Origin of the sequence: Microbacterium oleivorans, assembly GCF_013389665.1 — a bacterium.
In the GTDB taxonomy this organism is placed as follows: domain Bacteria; phylum Actinomycetota; class Actinomycetes; order Actinomycetales; family Microbacteriaceae; genus Microbacterium; species Microbacterium oleivorans_C.
Genome location: NZ_CP058316.1, coordinates 2,571,649 through 2,586,625 on the forward strand (window position 1 = coordinate 2,571,649; position 14,977 = coordinate 2,586,625).

General features: G+C 70.1%; 17 protein-coding genes and 1 tRNA gene. 10 read left to right on the forward strand and 8 right to left on the reverse strand.

Features of this window, described 5'->3' with window-relative positions; all coding sequences use genetic code 11:
* Positions 1 to 9: 9 nt before the first annotated feature.
* Genes HW566_RS12170 through HW566_RS12200 form a run of 7 tightly spaced genes read left to right on the forward strand, consistent with a single transcriptional unit; the run spans position 10 to position 8,423 of the window.
* Positions 10 to 1,359: an ABC transporter substrate-binding protein gene (locus HW566_RS12170; RefSeq protein WP_178013230.1), complete on the forward strand. Its 1,350-nt coding sequence runs from the start codon at positions 10 to 12 to the stop codon at positions 1,357 to 1,359.
* Between the two features lie 51 nt (positions 1,360 to 1,410).
* Complete coding sequence (locus tag HW566_RS12175; protein WP_178013232.1) at positions 1,411 to 2,349, forward strand: carbohydrate ABC transporter permease; 939 nt, start codon at positions 1,411 to 1,413, stop codon at positions 2,347 to 2,349.
* Positions 2,346 to 3,269 (forward strand): carbohydrate ABC transporter permease, encoded by a 924-nt coding sequence (locus HW566_RS12180; protein WP_178013234.1) that lies wholly within the window; start codon positions 2,346 to 2,348, stop codon positions 3,267 to 3,269. The genes HW566_RS12175 and HW566_RS12180 overlap by 4 nt, the downstream gene beginning before the upstream one ends.
* A gap of 19 nt (positions 3,270 to 3,288) precedes the next feature.
* Entirely contained in the window at positions 3,289 to 4,302 is a 1,014-nt protein-coding gene (locus HW566_RS12185; RefSeq protein WP_178013236.1) for a LacI family DNA-binding transcriptional regulator, read from the forward strand.
* A gap of 24 nt (positions 4,303 to 4,326) precedes the next feature.
* Positions 4,327 to 5,934 (forward strand): xylulokinase, encoded by a 1,608-nt coding sequence (locus HW566_RS12190; RefSeq protein WP_178013237.1) that lies wholly within the window; start codon positions 4,327 to 4,329, stop codon positions 5,932 to 5,934.
* Positions 5,935 to 5,952: 18 nt separating this feature from the next.
* Positions 5,953 to 7,455, forward strand: coding sequence for an L-arabinose isomerase (gene araA, locus HW566_RS12195; RefSeq protein WP_372955776.1), 1,503 nt, complete (start codon positions 5,953 to 5,955; stop codon positions 7,453 to 7,455).
* Between the two features lie 32 nt (positions 7,456 to 7,487).
* On the forward strand, positions 7,488 to 8,423 hold the full coding sequence (locus HW566_RS12200) for an aldose 1-epimerase family protein (protein ID WP_256728701.1): 936 nt from the start codon (positions 7,488 to 7,490) through the stop codon (positions 8,421 to 8,423).
* A gap of 21 nt (positions 8,424 to 8,444) precedes the next feature.
* Here HW566_RS12200 and HW566_RS12205 read toward each other — a convergent pair whose 3' ends face one another.
* Together HW566_RS12205 and HW566_RS12210 are read right to left on the reverse strand one after the other, a co-directional pair.
* Positions 8,445 to 8,993: a hypothetical protein gene (locus HW566_RS12205; protein ID WP_178013241.1), complete on the reverse strand. Its 549-nt coding sequence runs from the start codon at positions 8,991 to 8,993 to the stop codon at positions 8,445 to 8,447.
* Positions 8,993 to 9,403: a DUF4383 domain-containing protein gene (locus HW566_RS12210; protein ID WP_178013243.1), complete on the reverse strand. Its 411-nt coding sequence runs from the start codon at positions 9,401 to 9,403 to the stop codon at positions 8,993 to 8,995. Before HW566_RS12210 ends, HW566_RS12205 begins: the two co-directional genes overlap by 1 nt.
* Positions 9,404 to 9,649: 246 nt before the next feature.
* On the opposite strand from HW566_RS12210, the gene HW566_RS12215 reads away from it, so the two are divergent.
* The 3 genes from HW566_RS12215 to HW566_RS12225 all read left to right on the forward strand — a co-directional run bounded on the left by HW566_RS12215 (position 9,650) and on the right by HW566_RS12225 (position 10,890).
* The gene (locus HW566_RS12215; protein WP_178013245.1) at positions 9,650 to 10,078 is read left to right on the forward strand and encodes a YdeI/OmpD-associated family protein; all 429 of its coding nucleotides are present in this window, start codon (positions 9,650 to 9,652) and stop codon (positions 10,076 to 10,078) included.
* A 45-nt stretch (positions 10,079 to 10,123) separates the two neighbouring features.
* Entirely contained in the window at positions 10,124 to 10,741 is a 618-nt protein-coding gene (locus HW566_RS12220) for an asparagine synthase (RefSeq protein ID WP_178013246.1), read from the forward strand.
* Positions 10,742 to 10,817: 76 nt separating this feature from the next.
* Positions 10,818 to 10,890, forward strand: a tRNA-Arg gene (locus HW566_RS12225).
* 180 nt (positions 10,891 to 11,070) lie between these two features.
* Here HW566_RS12225 and HW566_RS12230 read toward each other — a convergent pair.
* The 6 genes from HW566_RS12230 to HW566_RS12250 form a co-directional block, all read right to left on the reverse strand.
* Positions 11,071 to 11,235, reverse strand: a complete 165-nt coding sequence (locus tag HW566_RS12230) for a Txe/YoeB family addiction module toxin (protein ID WP_178014928.1) — start codon at positions 11,233 to 11,235, stop codon at positions 11,071 to 11,073.
* Positions 11,236 to 11,238: 3 nt separating this feature from the next.
* A complete protein-coding gene (locus HW566_RS12235) occupies positions 11,239 to 11,898 on the reverse strand; it encodes a response regulator transcription factor (protein ID WP_178013248.1) in 660 nt (219 codons plus the stop codon).
* Positions 11,895 to 13,127 (reverse strand): sensor histidine kinase, encoded by a 1,233-nt coding sequence (locus HW566_RS12240; protein WP_178013249.1) that lies wholly within the window; start codon positions 13,125 to 13,127, stop codon positions 11,895 to 11,897. The genes HW566_RS12235 and HW566_RS12240 overlap by 4 nt, the downstream gene beginning before the upstream one ends.
* Positions 13,128 to 13,218: 91 nt before the next feature.
* On the reverse strand, positions 13,219 to 13,353 hold the full coding sequence (locus HW566_RS16145) for a hypothetical protein (RefSeq protein WP_256728703.1): 135 nt from the start codon (positions 13,351 to 13,353) through the stop codon (positions 13,219 to 13,221).
* Between the two features lie 19 nt (positions 13,354 to 13,372).
* Positions 13,373 to 14,197: a hypothetical protein gene (locus tag HW566_RS12245; protein WP_178013251.1), complete on the reverse strand. Its 825-nt coding sequence runs from the start codon at positions 14,195 to 14,197 to the stop codon at positions 13,373 to 13,375.
* Positions 14,197 to 14,928: an ABC transporter ATP-binding protein gene (locus HW566_RS12250; RefSeq protein WP_178013253.1), complete on the reverse strand. Its 732-nt coding sequence runs from the start codon at positions 14,926 to 14,928 to the stop codon at positions 14,197 to 14,199. The genes HW566_RS12245 and HW566_RS12250 overlap by 1 nt, the downstream gene beginning before the upstream one ends.
* Positions 14,929 to 14,977 lie beyond the last annotated feature (49 nt).

Below are 14,977 nucleotides of genomic sequence, written 5' to 3' on the forward strand. Positions count from 1 at the left end.
GAGGAAACCATGAGGAACACGCGGAGAGCAGCAGCGTCGGTGCTCGGAAGCGCCGCCGTTCTGGGGCTCGTGCTCACGGGGTGCAGCCCGAGCGCGTCGGATGCCCCCTCGGGCGAGGCGGTCACCCAGGACCAGATCGACGAGGCGATGACCACGCCCACGGAACTGACGTTCTGGACGTGGGTGCCCGACATCGAGGACGAGGTGAAGCTGTTCGAGGAGAAGTACCCCGAGATCAGCGTCACCGTGGAGAACGTCGGACAGGGCCTGCCCCACTACCAGAAGCTGCGCAGTGCGATCGAGGCGGGCGAAGGCGCCCCGGACGTCGCGCAGATCGAGTACCAGTACATCCCCTCGTTCGTGCTGGGCGAGTCGCTGCTCGACCTCACGCCGTACGGCGCCGACGACCTCTCGGGCGACTACGTCGAGTGGGCGTGGAACCAGGTGTCCCCGGGCGAGCAGGTGTGGGCGATTCCGCAGGACGTCGGCCCGATGGGCAACCTGTACCGCGAGGACATCCTCGCCCAGGCGGGCATCACCGAGCCGCCCGCCACATGGGAGGAGTACGCGCAGGCCGCCGAGGCGGTCAAGACATCGACCGGTTCGTACATCTCCAACCTCGGCGCCACGCAGGCGGGGCAGATGATCGGCTTCTTCTGGCAGGCCGGCGTCAAGCCGTTCGGCTACGACGGGGCCGAGACGGTGACGATCGACGTCAACAGCGACGGGGCCAAGGAGGTCGCCGACTACTGGACCGATCTCATCCAGCGCGACCTCATCTCGACCGACGTCGACTTCAACGACGCCTGGTACCAGGGGCTCGCCAGCGGCAAGTACGCCGGCTGGCTGACGGCCGCGTGGGGCCCGGTGTTCCTGCAGGGCACGGCCGAGGGGACCACGGGGCTGTGGCGCGCGGCGCCGCTGCCGCAGTGGGAGGCCGGGCAGAACGTCTCGGGAAACTGGGGCGGCTCGGCCGATGCGGTGCTCGCCAGCAGCGAGAACCCCATCGCCGCGGCGATGCTCGCGCAGTTCATCAACCACGACGAGGAGTCGGCCATGCAGCTCGCGACGCAGCAGTTCCTCTACCCGCCGCAGACGTCGGTGCTCGAGGACCCCGCGTTCGTCGACCAGGAGTCGGAGTTCTACGGCGGCCAGCAGGTCAACAAGCTGTTCGCGGAGATCTCCGACACCGTCGACACGGACTTCCAGTGGCTGCCGTTCATGGACTACGTCTACTCGAGCTACGAGGAGACGCTGGGCACGGTGATCGCCGACCGCGGTGACATCTCCGCCGCCCTCGACACCTGGCAGGACCAGCTCGTGTCGTACGCCGAAGCCCAGGGCTTCACGGTCCAGTGAGCACGTGGGGGCCCGGCTCCGGCCGGGTCCCCACTCTTCCCCAGGAGCAACATGTCCACCACGCAGACCCGAGCCGGCGCCACGCGTCGGCCCTCGACCGCGACGCGGAGGCAGCATCGTGCGGCCTACCTCTTCGTCCTTCCGTTCTTCGTCGTCTTCGTGGCGATGCTCGTCGTGCCGCTGGTCTACTCCGGCTACCTCAGCCTCTTCGAGAGACGGCTGATCGGAGGGGAGAGCTTCGTCGGCCTCGCCAACTACCTGCGCGCATTCGGCGACCCGAACTTCTGGGGCGGTCTGGGTCGGGTCGCGACGTTCCTCGTCGTGCAGGTGCCGATCATGCTCGGCCTGGCGCTGTTCTTCGCGCTCGCGCTCGACAGCGGTCGTGCCCGGGGCTCGCGCAGCGCCCGGCTCCTCATCTTCATGCCGTACGCCGTCCCGGCCGTGATCGCCACCCTCATGTGGGGCTACCTCTACGGTCCCGACTTCGGTCCGCTCGCGCAGATCGCGCGGGCCGTCGGATTCGGCACCCCCGACTTCCTGTCGCCGCAGAGCATCCTCGGCTCGATGATGAACATCGTCACGTGGGAGTTCGTCGGCTACAACATGATCATCATGTACGCGGCGCTGCGGGCGATCCCGGCCGAGCTGTACGAGGCCGCCGAGATCGACGGGGCCGGGCAGTTCCGCACCGCGTGGAGCATCAAGATCCCCGCGATCCGGCCAGCGATCATCCTCACGGTGATCTTCTCCGTCATCGGATCGTTCCAGCTCTTCAACGAACCGAGCCTTCTGAACGCCGTCGCACCCGACGCGATCTCGAACTCGTTCACCCCGAACTACTACGCCTACAATCTCGCGTTCATCAATCAGGAGCTGAACTACGCCTCGGCCATCGCATTCCTCCTCGGGCTCGTCATCGCCGTCGTGTCCTACGTGGTGCAGCTGGGCGAGCAGCGCCGGGAACGCCGCGAGCGAAAGGGAACGGCATGACCTCCCTCGAGACCCGAGCCATCGTCACCGGTCGCACGCCCCGCGGTCGTCGCCGGCCGCGGCCGTACACGCCGCAGCGGCGCCGGAGCTGGCTGCTCACCATCGTCCTGTGGGCCTGCGTCGCCTACTTCCTGCTCCCGCTGTGGTGGCTCACGGTGGCCTCCACGAAGGACACGTCCGCGCTGTTCTCCTCGTTCGGGCTGTGGTTCGCGCCGGAGTTCTCGTTCTTCGACAACCTCGCCGACCTGTTCACGACGCGCGGCGGGCTGTTCAGCCGCTGGATGCTGAACACCGTGCTCTATGCGGGCGTATCGGCGATCGGTGCGACGCTGCTCGCCGCGATGGCGGGCTACGCCTTCGCCAAGTACCGCTTCCCGGGCAGCTCCGCACTGTTCAGCATCACGCTCGGTGCGATCATGATCCCGCTGACGGCGTTGGCGTTGCCGACCTACCTGCTCTTCTCCCGGGCGGGGCTGACCGATACGCCCTGGTCGATCATCATCCCCTCCCTCGTGTCGCCGTTCGGGGTGTACCTGATGCGGGTGTACGCGGCCGACGCGATCCCCGACAGCCTCATCGAGGCGGCGCGGATGGACGGGGCAGGGGAGTTCCGCATCTTCTGGCAGGTTGGCCTGCGGCTCATGGGACCGGGCCTCGTGACGGTGTTCCTGTTCTCGCTCGTGGGGACCTGGAACAACTACTTCCTCCCGCTGATCATGCTCAACTCCTCGGAGCTCTACCCGATCACCGTCGGACTCGCGCAACTGCAGGCTGCGGCGTCGGCGGGTGGCGGGTCGCAGGCGGTGTTCTCCACCGTGATCACCGGTTCGTTCGTCTCGATCCTGCCTCTCGTCATCGCCTTCCTGTTCCTTCAGCGCTACTGGCAGTCGGGTCTCGGCACCGGCGGGGTCAAGGGATGACGCCCGCTAGCCTGGCGAGATGAGCGAAGCGGCGCCCGGGCGGGCACGGGCGGGCGTGCGGGACGTCGCAGCCGCGGCGGGTGTGTCGACGCAGACCGTGTCGCGCGTCATCAACGACCACCCCCACATCCGCCCCGAGACCCGCGACCGCGTGATCGCGGCGATGTCCGAGCTCGGCTACCGCGTCAACAACGCGGCCCGGGCGCTCGGCACGGCCACGACGCGGACGATCGGGGTGCTGGCGACCGACACGCACCTGTTCGGCCCGGCCGCCGGCATCGCCGCCCTGGAACGCGCCGCGCGTTCGGCCGGCCGGTGGATCGCGACGGCGTACGCCGACGGGACGGATGCCGCGAGCGTGACCGCCGCAGCCGACCACCTCCTCGTGCAGGGCGTCGACGGCATCGTGGTGGTCGCACCGCACACCGCCGCGCTCGCCGCGCTCGCCTCCGCGCGCATCGGGGTTCCCGTCGTTCCCCTCCACGGCGAGGCGGGCGAGCCCGGGGCCGGGGGAGCGGCGCGCCAGGCGCAGGGTGCCGCCCTCGCGGTGGACCACCTCGCCGACGCCGGTCATCGTCGGATCGCCCAGGTGTCGGGCCCCGCCGAGTGGCTCGAGGCCGTGGCCCGCGACTCCGGCGTCGAGGCGGCCCTGGCGCGGCGCGGGCTGACCGCGGCCGGGCGGTGGCGCGGCGACTGGTCGGCCGGTTCCGGCGCCGCCCTCGCCGCCGAGATCGCGCCGGTGCTGCGCACGGCGGAGGCTCCGACGGCATTCGTCGTGGCCAACGACCAGATGGCGCTCGGGCTGGTGTCGGGGCTCGCCGCGCTCGGCGTCGACGTACCCGGCGAGGTGAGCGTGGTGGGCTTCGACGATCATCCCGACGCCGCCTTCTACCGTCCGCCGCTGACCACGGTTCGACTCGACATCGCGGGTGAGGCCCGACGGTGCGTCCAGGTGCTGCTCGGCGACGACAACTCCGCGGGTCCGCAGCGACCGGAGCTCGTCGTACGTGCGTCCACCGCGTGTTACCGGTAACATGATGGAACCGCTGCACGACCAATGGAGGTATCCGTGAGCACCAGCGTCATCCGCGACCACATCGTCGCCGGCCGTACGAGCCTGGGTATCGAGTTCGGCTCGACCCGCATCAAGGCGTGCCTGATCGGTCCGGACCCCACCGATGTCATCGCTACCGGGTCGCACGCGTGGGAGAACCGGTTCGAGGATCGGCGCTGGACGTACGCGCTGGAGGATGTGTGGGCGGGTCTGCAGGCCGCCTACGCGGACCTCGTCGCGCAGGTGCGGGAGCGCTTCGACGTCACCCCCGAGACGTTCGGCGCCATCGGCGTCTCGGCCATGATGCACGGCTATCTCGCGTTCGACGCCGACGACCGCCTCCTCGTGCCCTTCCGCACGTGGCGCAACACCAGCACGGGGCCGGCCGCCGCCGAGCTGAGCGACCTGCTGGACATCAACATCCCGCTGCGCTGGTCCATCGCCCACCTCCATCAGGCCGTGATCGACGAGGAGCCGCACGTCGCCGACATCCGGCACGTCACGACACTGGCCGGCTACGTGCACGGCCGCCTGACCGGAGAGAAGGTCCTGGGGGTCGGCGACGCCTCGGGCATGTTCCCCATCGACCCCGAGACCCGCGACTACGACCAGAGCCGGATCGACCGGTACGACGCCCGCGCCGCCGTACGCCTGCCCGGCGGGCTGCGCTCGCTCCTGCCGGTCGTGCGCGTCGCGGGGCAGCGGGCCGGCGTGCTCACCGAGGCGGGCGCGGCGCTGCTCGACCCCGCGTCGAACCTGCGGGCCGGCGTCGTGTTCTGCCCGCCCGAGGGCGATGCCGGCACGGGCATGGTGGCCACCGCCGCCGTCGCTCCGCGCACCGGCAATGTCAGCGCCGGTACGAGCATCTTCGCGATGGTCGTGCTCGAGCGCCCGCTGCAGAGCAGGCACCACGAGATCGACGTCGTCACCACGCCCGCGGGAGACCTGGTCGCGATGGTCCACTGCAACAACGGCGCGAGCGAGTTGGCGGGCTGGGCGGGGATGTTCGAGCGCTTCGCGGCGGCATCCGGTTCGCCCCTCCCGGCCGACGCGGTCTACGACGTGCTGTTCCGCGAGGCGCTCGCGGCCGAGCCCGACGCGGGCGGACTGCTCGCGTACAACCACCTCGCCGGCGAGCCGATCGTGGGAACCGACGAGGGGCGTCCGCTGTTCGTCCGCACCCCGGACAGCCGGTTCACGCTGGGCAACGCCGTGCGTGCGCAGCTGTACGGGGTGTTCGGTACGCTCGCGCTGGGTATGCGGGTGCTCGCGGGCGAGCAGGTCGCCATCGATCGCATGTTCGCCCACGGGGGCATGTTCCGCACTGCCGGTGTCGCGCAGCGCTTCCTCGCCGCCGCCCTCGGCGCGCCGGTGGCTGTCGGTGAGACGGCATCCGAGGGCGGTGCCTGGGGGATCGCCGTGCTCGCCGACTACCTGTCGCACAGCGCCGACGTCGATCTCGACGGCTACCTGCGTCAGCGTGTCTTCGCCGCCGCCCCCGTCGCGGTCGCCGCCCCGGATGCCGCGGACGCCGTGGGCTTCGCCGCCTACCTCGAACGCTACGACGCCGGACTCGCCATCGAGCGCGCCGCCGTCGCCGCCCTCTCCTGAGAACCGAAAGAAGAAATCATGCCCCTCTCCACCTCGCTCGAGCAGTACACCGTCTGGTTCGTCACCGGCAGCCAGAACCTCTACGGCGACGAGACCCTGCGTCAGGTCGCCGAGCAGTCGCAGCAGGTCGTCGCAGGCCTCGCAGGCCTTCCCGTCCGGGTCGAGTGGAAGCCGGTCCTGAAGGACTCCGACTCCATCCGCCGGCTGGCCCTGGACGCGAACGCCGACGACTCGGTGGTGGGCGTCATCGCGTGGATGCACACCTTCAGCCCCGCGAAGATGTGGATCACGGGTCTCGACGCGCTGCGCAAGCCCCTCCTGCACCTGCACACCCAGGCGAACGTCGAACTGCCCTGGGCCGACATCGACTTCGACTTCATGAACCTCAACCAGGCCGCCCACGGCGACCGGGAGTTCGGATACATCCAGACGCGACTCGGGGTGCCGCGCAAGACCGTCGTCGGTCACGTGTCGAACCCGGCCGTGACGCAGCAGGTCGAGGACTGGCAGCGTGCCGCCGCCGGCTGGCAGGCCGCCCGCACCCTCAAGCTCGCGCGCTTCGGCGACAACATGCGCTACGTCGCGGTCACCGAGGGAGACAAGACGGAGGCCGAGCTGCAGTTCGGCGTGCAGGTCAACACCTGGGGCGTGAACGAGCTGGCGGATGCGGTCGCCGCGGCCACCGACGAGCAGATCGACGACCTCGTCGCCGAATACACCGCGTCGTACGACGTCGCCGACGAACTGCTCCCCGGCGCCGAGCGGCACCAGTCGCTGCGCGACGGCGCGGCCATCGAGGTCGGCCTGCGCTCGTTCCTCGAGGCTGGCGGCTTCGGCGCTTTCACGACGTCGTTCGAGGACCTCGGCGCGCTGAAGCAGCTGCCCGGCCTCGCGGTGCAGCGCCTCATGGCCGAAGGTTACGGCTTCGGCGCCGAGGGCGACTGGAAGACCGCGATCCTCGTCCGCGTCGCGAACGTCATGGGCGCCGGTCTTCCCGGTGGCGCGAGCCTCATGGAGGACTACACCTATGACCTCGTCCCCGGCTCGGAGCGCATCCTCGGCGCCCACATGCTCGAGGTCTCGCCGTCGCTGACCACCGCGAAGCCGCGACTGGAGATCCACCCGCTGGGCATCGGCGGGAAGGACGACCCCGTGCGTCTGGTCTTCACCGCCGACCCGGGTCCCGCGCTCGTTGTCGCACTGAGCGACATGCGCGACCGGTTCCGGCTCACGGCGAACGTCGTCGAGAACGTCGAGGCCCCCGACCTCCCGAAGCTGCCCGTGGGCCGCGCGATCTGGAAGCCGGCGCCCGACTTCGCCACCTCGGCCGCATGCTGGCTCGCCGCCGGCGCCGCCCACCACACGGTCATGACGACCGCGGTGGGGCTCGAGGTCTTCCGAGACTTCGCCGAGATCGCGGGCACCGAGCTCGTGGTCATCGACGATGACACGACGGTGCGAGGATTCCAGAAGGAGCTCCGCTGGAACCAGGCCTACTACCGCCTGGCCCGCGGACTGTGAGCTCCGGACACCAGAACCGAGAGGGGACGCCCGTGGCGGCATCCGGAACGTCGTACGTCCTGCGCGCCGGGGAGGCCGAGGCGATCGTCGCGAGCGTGGGGGCGTCGTTGCGCTCGTACCGTGTGGGCGGTCGTGACCTCGTGGTGCCCTACGGCGAGGACGAGGTGCGCCCGGGGTACCGGGGGGCGACGCTGGCGCCGTGGCCCAACCGCGTCGTCGACGGCGAGTACGAGGTGCGTGGCAGGCGATACCGTCTGGCGCTGACCGAGCCCGAGCGCCGTCACGCCCTCCACGGGCTGGTCGCCTGGCTCGACTTCGAGGCGGTGGTCATCGCGGCCGACCACGTCACGCTCGCGGCCACGGTGGTGGCGCAGACCGCGTACCCGTGGACGCTGCGCGTCGAGACGACGTACCGGCTCGGCGCCGACGGCCTGACGCAGACGGTGCGGGCGACCAACGAGAGTGCGGATGCCGCACCCTTCGGCACCGGCCCGCATCCCTACCTCGTCGCGGGGCCTGCGCCGCTGGACGAGTGGACCCTCGAGCTTCCTGCCGACCGGGTGCTCGAGGTGACCCCCGACCGGCTCGCGCCGATCGCGGTGAAGGATGTCGACGGTGTCGCCGGGTTCGATTTCCGGGAGGCGCGCGTGCTCGGAGCCGTCGAGATCGATCACGCGTTCACCGACGTCGTCCGGGATGCCGCCGGCCGAGCCGCCGTGCGCGTCGTCGATCCGTCGGGATCGGGGGTCGAGATCAGCTGGGACGAGTCATGTCCGTGGGTGCAGGTGCACACCGCCGACCTGCCGGGCGGGCCGGCGCAGCCGGGCCATCGCGCGGGTCTTGCGGTGGAGCCGATGACCTGCGCACCTGACGCTTTCAACGACGCTCGGTACGACTACGACACCGGCCTGCGCTTCATCGCCCCCGGGGGCTCGGACGAGGCTTCGTGGCGGATCCGTCCGCTCTGAGATCCCGGTGAGCCGGCGTCGTCAGTGCCCGTGGCCGGGCACGACGATCGGGTTGCCGCTGTCGTCGACGTAGCTTCCGGCCTCGGCGGCGCTGAGAGCGGGCGTCACCAGGATGGCTACGGCGAGCGCGCCGACCACGATGCCGAGGACGCCGGCCGCGGGTGCGGGGCCGGCCTGACGAGTCGCGTCGGCGACGGCGCCCGACGAGCGGGAGCGACGGCGCAGCAGGACGGCTGCGGCGACCCCGAGCGCGAGCCACAGCACCACCGCGACGGCGACGGCGTGGACGCTCACTCGAACGGGGTCGACGAAGAGAGCCACCCCGGCGAACAGTGTGCCGAGGAGTGCAATCGCCATGGCGAGCCGCGGTGCCACCAGGCGGCCGCGAGCGAGGGCGACGATCCCCCAGACGAGGGCGACCGCCCCCACGGCGGCCAGCACGAGGCCGACGCCGCGTGAAGCGACGTCGACCCCGCGGGTGACCATGCCGCCGCTGAGCCCGAGCAGGACGAGCCCGGCGCCCCAGGCGGCGAGCGACGGCCAGGAACGGGTCAGGGCGGCGAGGCTCATCAGACGGCCGAGCGGGGCGCGACGGCGCGGTCGGTGCCGAAGCCGACGCCGAGCAGGATCAGCGCGCTGCCGAGGTGGAGGATGTGGTCGGCCGTGTTCAGGGCGAGGATGTTGAGCGAGCCGCCCTCGATGAAGAAGCCGACGATGCCGAGCAGCAGGTACGCGAGGCCGACGACGATGTTGACGCCCTTCGCGGCGCGGACGCCCGACAGGCCGCCGATCAGCAGCGCTGCGCCGATCAGGAGGTGAGCGATGTTGTGCAGCGGGTTCACCTCGAAGATGCCCAACAGCAGGCCACCGTCGGTGGCGATGAAGTCCACGCCCGCCGTGACGGTGAAGCCGAGAAGGCCGACCAGGATGTAGACGGCGCCGAAGATGATCGCGACGAGGCGATTCGGTGATGTACGCATGAGGGTTCCCTCCCATAGAGCGACGGATGTCGCGGTGCTTCGTTTGTTCGGTGGAGATGTCAGATCGGTTTGCCCTGAGGGTGCCCGGTCTTCGTTTCGTCTCGGGTGCGGATGGAAAAAGCCCCGGCGTTCGAGGTCCGGGGCCCGGTGACGACGACTGACGTCGGCCTTAACGCGAGGCTAGAGTCAGCGAGTTCACGGCTCACAGGGCTTGCGTCGGACATGGCTGGGTGGTAGGTCGCAAGCGTGCGCTACGAGACGACACTGTCGCAGTTCGGCAACAACACGGGAATCGAGGTGCCCGTCGCGGTGCTGGAGGCGCTCGGGGGCGGACGGCGTCCGCCGGTCTCCCTCGTCGTGAACGGGTACGCGTTCGACAGCACCGTGGGGGCGATGGCCGGAATGGCGCTCGTGCCTTTCTCCGCGCAGCGGCGTCGGGAGAGCGGGCTCTCCGGTGGCGACGCCATCACCGTCGACATCCGCCTCGACGACCAGCCGCGTGAGGTGGTCGTGCCCGCTGATCTGGCGGCTGCCCTGGATGTCGCGGCCCGGCGCGGCGCGTTCGACGCGCTCGCTCCCAGCGCGCGCGCGGCGCGCGTGGCGAGGATCGAGTCCGCGAAGGCACCCGACACCCGCGCGCGCCGTGTCGCGGCGATCGTCGCCGACCTCGCCTGAGGGAGCCCGCCCCGTAGGATTGGAGCGAGGTGAGGAGGGGCAACGGTGGCCACCCGTCAAGCGCGCATCAAGAGCTCGGAGATCGTCGCCGAAGGGCTCTACATCGCCTCCGCGGCGACGCGCCTCGCCCTGAAGAATGCGATCCTCGTCGACATCCTCGCGGCCGGCCGCGACTTCGACGCCGACAACTTCCTCGATGACGCCCGGCAGGCGCTCACCTCCCTCGCCGAGGAGGCCGAGGCCGACGCGGAGCGTACGCGTCGCGAGCGGAAGGCCGCGAGCGGCCGCTACAGCGATTCGGGCGGCACGCACGACTATCGGAGCCGCGATGTCGCCAACCTGCGGCGGCGGCGGCGGCAGTCGCTGCGCATCGCCAAGGAGCTTCGCGAGCGCGCCGCCGACGAGACCGAGCTGCGCAAGCTCATCGCCGACGCCCGCGAGGCCGCGTGGTCCGAGGTCGCCGGCAACATCGACCGCACGCTCCGCATCGAGGCGGCGCGGCCCGATCTGGAGCCCGACTACGACCGCATGAGGACGGCTCGCATGCAGGCGCTGCGGATGGTCGATCTGCCGAGGCTCCGGTCGCAGCGGCGCAGTGCGCAGCAGCAGGTCGAGGAGCGTGACCGCGCCATCGCATCTGACGTCTCGGAGATCATCGATTAGCCGCATCGGCCTCGATTCGCTCTTCCCGGAGGAGTGGGCTATTCTTGACGACGGCCCACGAGAGATCGCAGGCCAGGCGCCCGTAGCTCAATGGATAGAGCATCTGACTACGGATCAGAAGGTTAGGGGTTCGAGTCCCTTCGGGCGCACACTGTGTTGAGACAGTCCTTCAACGAAAACCCGCGGATATCCGCGGGTTTTCGTGGTTTCTGGGGGAGTGGGGACCGTCTGATTCGGCTGATCAGCTTCTGATTTCGGGAGCGCGAACTGGGCGCGCGAGCGACTGATAGGGGCGCACGGCGAACGACCCATGATCGAGTGCCGGTGATTCAGTAGTGGTCTCGCGCTTGCAGGATGACGATGTGGTCGTCAGCCACGTAGTACACCAGTCGGTTCTTCTCATCGATTCGACGAGACCACGCGCCGGAAAGGACGTGCCGGAGCGGTTCGGGTTTGCCGATGCCGTTGAACGGATCGCGGGTGACGACCGCGATCGGTCACTCGACCGTGATGATGCCGGTTCGGATGCCCCAGAGCACAGCCTGAAGCCGGTCGCGCGATCCCGTCTTCTGGAGGAGTCCCGCGAGGTGGTATTTCACCGTCGTGGGTTCGATGAAGAGGCTGGTCGCGATCTCCGCGTTGGACGATCCCTGCGCCAAGAGGTGGAGGACGTCGCGCTCTCGATCGGTGAGGGCCGCCGCGGCGGAGGGGCGACGCGTGGCGGCGGCGCGCCTGCGTTCCCCGAATTCTTTGAGGATGCGACGGGTGAGTCTCTGGTCGAGGGTTCCGTCCCCGGCGGCTACCGAGCGGACCGCCTGTCGCAGCGTGTGCTCGTCGGCCCCTTTGAGGAGGAATCCCGCGGCGCCCGCCTCGAGGGCCGCGAAGATGTCGGCGTCGACGTCGAAGGTCGTGAGGATGAGGACGTCGGAACTGATGCTTAGATCAGCGACGATGGCCCGGGTGGCTGCGATACCGTCCGTTCCGGGCATGCGGATGTCCATGCAGACTACGTCGGGACGCAGTTCCCTCGTGAGGCGCACCGCCTCGTCGCCGTCAGCTGCTTCACCGACGACGTCGATGTCGTCGGCGGTGCTGAGAACGACGGACAGGCCGGCGCGGACGATCAGCTGGTCGTCGGCGACGACGACACGGATCATGAGGCATCCGCCAGGGCAGTAGGGATGAACATCCGATTGGTCCAGCCGCCGTCTGCGGCGGGGCCGGTCTCCACCGTGGCGCCGACGAGATCGGCTCTCTCGGTCATCCCGGCGAGGCCGTATCCCTCCGGCTCTCGGGGGGAGAGAGTGGTGTCCGGAACGTCGCCGGGTTCGTTGCGGACGGTGACACTCACACCTTCGCTCGTCCAGTTCACCGACACATGGCACGGTGCGCTCGGCGCGTGGCGCGCCGCGTTGGCGAGGGATTCCTGCACCATCCGGTACGCGGCGGTCTCGGCCAGCGGGCCGAGTGTACGGGGCTCTCCGACTGTCTCCAGGTCGACACCCTGTCCGCGTTCTCGGGCGGCTGCCACGAGAGCCGTGATGCCGGTCACGGTGGCGGTCGGGTTCACGCGCGCAGGGGAGGAGGGTTCGTCATCGTCGCGGAGAAGCCCTACCGTGCGGCGGAGGTCGACGAGGGTCGTGCGGGCGTCGTCCTGCACGGTGTGCAGCATCCCTCGAGCGCGCTCCGGATCGGTGGTGAGCAGCGCGCTCGCCGCCTGCGCGCCGACGATGATGCCGGACAGATGGTGGCCCGCGATGTCGTGAAGCTCCCGCGCAAGAGCCGCACGTTCGGCGCGCACCTGGCGTTCGGCGGCAGCTCGCCGCTCCGCCTCGACCATGCGGGCCTGCGTGTGGAGTGCAGTGCTCAGACGTTCCCGTCCCCGCGCGTACTCGGCCGCGGCCGCGGGGAGTACATAAAGCAGTCCTATGCGCGCCACCGCGGTGGCCACCAGCACGACGAGCGTCGCGCCCGAGCCGGCAGCCATGGATGCCGCGCCCACGACGGCTGTCGCAGTTGCCCCGCAGGCCAGGGCCGTCACTCTTGTCGCGTTCCGACCCTCTCGGGCAACGGCGTACGAGGCGAGCATGACGCCCAGCGCTCCGATGCCGAGCTCGCCGTCGGTCGTGGCGAGGATCGCGAGGTCGGCGGCCACCACGACCGCGAACGACGACAGCGGAGATCGGCGACGCCAGAGCAATGCGACTGCTTGGACGAGGACGAGGCCGCCGTGGACGAGCGGCGAGACGTCGCCGAACACCGACGTCGGCAGCGCTTCTCCCCAGAGCGCCAGACCGAGGTAGCCGACGGCGACCGCTGCGACGAGGATCGGCGGAAGCGTTGCCCGCAGGCGTGTGGGGGGCGCCGCGCGGCCGGGCGAAGACATGGAATGAGTCAACCATGACGGATGCCGGCCCCGCGGGGGACCGGCATCCGTCAGGCTCGTGTGCGTCATAATCACGGGCCGGGGTTCAGCGTCACGGCCACGTCATGTTCTCGACGACACTGATCCATGCCGGCTCGCCCGTGGGGCCCGACAGGCCCTGCCAGATGCCCGACACGACAGCCCCGACGATCAGGATTATCGACGACACCACGACGATGGTCCTCATCCTGGTCTTCTCCCCGCGCTCAGACATCGCGACGAGAAAGCGAGAACGATGCCGCGGCGAGGACGGCGGCCGTCACTGCGAGCAACGCGCCGATCGCGACGGCGCCATTCACCGTGATCGAGCCGCCGTGGATCACGTTTTGAGCGAGGGCGAGGGGAAGGAACTGCGTCCACACGACCTGCGCACCGCCGCCGACGAGGTGGGCCACGGCCGTCAGGATCGGTTCGGCGATCAGGATGCCGATCATCACGAGCACGCCGGTCAGCTGCGAGCGGCACACGATTCCGACGCCGAGCCCGACGATGGCGAGAGACGCCACTACGAGGACGCCGCGCGCCGAGGTACCGGCAAGTTCGCCCAGCGCCGGTGCGAACGAGATCCCCGTGATCGCGAGCGAGCCCGCGAGGGTCAGCAGACTGACGAGCGCGAGGATGACGCCGACGACTCCGCCGACGATGCCGACGGCCGCGGCTTTGCCCATCACGACGCGAGGACGTCGCGGGCTTGCGAGCACGGCGCCGACCATGCCGCCGTAGCGATCGTCGCTCGTTCCCGCGAGCACGCCCAGCAGGACGATCGCGATCAGCGCCAGGCCGACCGATCCGCCGCCCATCGTCGTGCCCAGCGGCGACAGGGCGTCGAGCTGCGCGGCGCGATCGGCGAGGTCGACGGAGGGGAGGTCGTCGCCGAGCGCCGCGGCGCCGGGTCCGAGGTCGCCCCTGGTGAGAGCGGGGATGAGCGTCACGAAAACGAGCTGGGTCATGATGAGGCCGAGCATCGCGACGGCCACGGCGACCTTGGTCGCGGTGGTGGTGACGATTCCGAGGAGTTCCGCGCGCACCATCAGCGCACCCCCTGCGTGCCGGTGACGTCGAGATAGAAGTTCTCGAGGCTGCCCGCCGAGTCGGCGAGAACGTCGGTCATGGCTGCCTCCGCGACCACGCGGCCCTCGGCGATGACGATCACGTCGTCGGCGATCTCTGCGATGTCGGACAGCAGATGCGACGAGAGGAGCACCGTGCCTCCCGCCGCGGCGAAACCCCGGAGCCTCTGACGGAGCCAGTGCATCCCGGCAGGGTCGAGTCCGTTCGACGGCTCGTCCAGGATCAGCAGACGGGGGTTGGCGAGCAGGGCTGCCGCGATCGCGATGCGCTGGCGCATACCCAGCGAGTAGCCGCTCGCCCGGCGGTCGGCGTCTGCAGTCATGCCCACCTCCTCGAGCACCGCATCCACGCGATCGGTCGGAACTCCCGCGCGGCCCGCGGCGATCAACAGGTGCTGACGGCCGGTACGGGCCGGATGCAATCCGCCCGCGTCGAGCACCGCACCGACCTGCCGTGCGGGGTGATCGAGCTCGCGGTACGGAACGCCGAACACGAGCGCCTCGCCGCTGTCGCAGGACGCGAGGTCCAGCAGGAGGCGGATGGTGGTCGTCTTGCCGGCGCCGTTGGGCCCCAGCAGGCCCACGACCTTTCCGGGCCGGACCGTGAAGGAGACGTCGTCGACGCGCGGGCGACCCCGGAAGCTCTTCCGGAGACCACGCACCTCGAGGGGAAGCGGCGGGGTGATGTTCATGGCTCAAGCCTCGCGAAACGCTCGCCACCGCACCCCCGCCCGGCGCACA

Excerpts from the sequence above, each read along its gene's own strand:
- HW566_RS12170 (WP_178013230.1), top strand. The coding sequence starts at position 10 with ATGAGGAACACGCGGAGAGCAGCAGCGTCGGTGCTCGGAAGCGCCGCC.
- HW566_RS12175 (WP_178013232.1), top strand. The coding sequence starts at position 1,411 with ATGTCCACCACGCAGACCCGAGCCGGCGCCACGCGTCGGCCCTCGACC.
- HW566_RS12180 (WP_178013234.1), top strand. The coding sequence starts at position 2,346 with ATGACCTCCCTCGAGACCCGAGCCATCGTCACCGGTCGCACGCCCCGC.
- HW566_RS12185 (WP_178013236.1), top strand. The coding sequence starts at position 3,289 with ATGAGCGAAGCGGCGCCCGGGCGGGCACGGGCGGGCGTGCGGGACGTC.
- HW566_RS12190 (WP_178013237.1), top strand. The coding sequence starts at position 4,327 with ATGGAGGTATCCGTGAGCACCAGCGTCATCCGCGACCACATCGTCGCC.
- araA (WP_372955776.1), top strand. The coding sequence starts at position 5,953 with ATGCCCCTCTCCACCTCGCTCGAGCAGTACACCGTCTGGTTCGTCACC.
- HW566_RS12205 (WP_178013241.1), bottom strand. The coding sequence starts at position 8,993 with ATGAGCCTCGCCGCCCTGACCCGTTCCTGGCCGTCGCTCGCCGCCTGG.
- HW566_RS12210 (WP_178013243.1), bottom strand. The coding sequence starts at position 9,403 with ATGCGTACATCACCGAATCGCCTCGTCGCGATCATCTTCGGCGCCGTC.
- HW566_RS12235 (WP_178013248.1), bottom strand. The coding sequence starts at position 11,898 with ATGATCCGTGTCGTCGTCGCCGACGACCAGCTGATCGTCCGCGCCGGC.
- HW566_RS12240 (WP_178013249.1), bottom strand. The coding sequence starts at position 13,127 with ATGTCTTCGCCCGGCCGCGCGGCGCCCCCCACACGCCTGCGGGCAACG.
- HW566_RS16145 (WP_256728703.1), bottom strand. The coding sequence starts at position 13,353 with ATGAGGACCATCGTCGTGGTGTCGTCGATAATCCTGATCGTCGGGGCT.
- HW566_RS12245 (WP_178013251.1), bottom strand. The coding sequence starts at position 14,197 with ATGGTGCGCGCGGAACTCCTCGGAATCGTCACCACCACCGCGACCAAG.
- HW566_RS12250 (WP_178013253.1), bottom strand. The coding sequence starts at position 14,928 with ATGAACATCACCCCGCCGCTTCCCCTCGAGGTGCGTGGTCTCCGGAAG.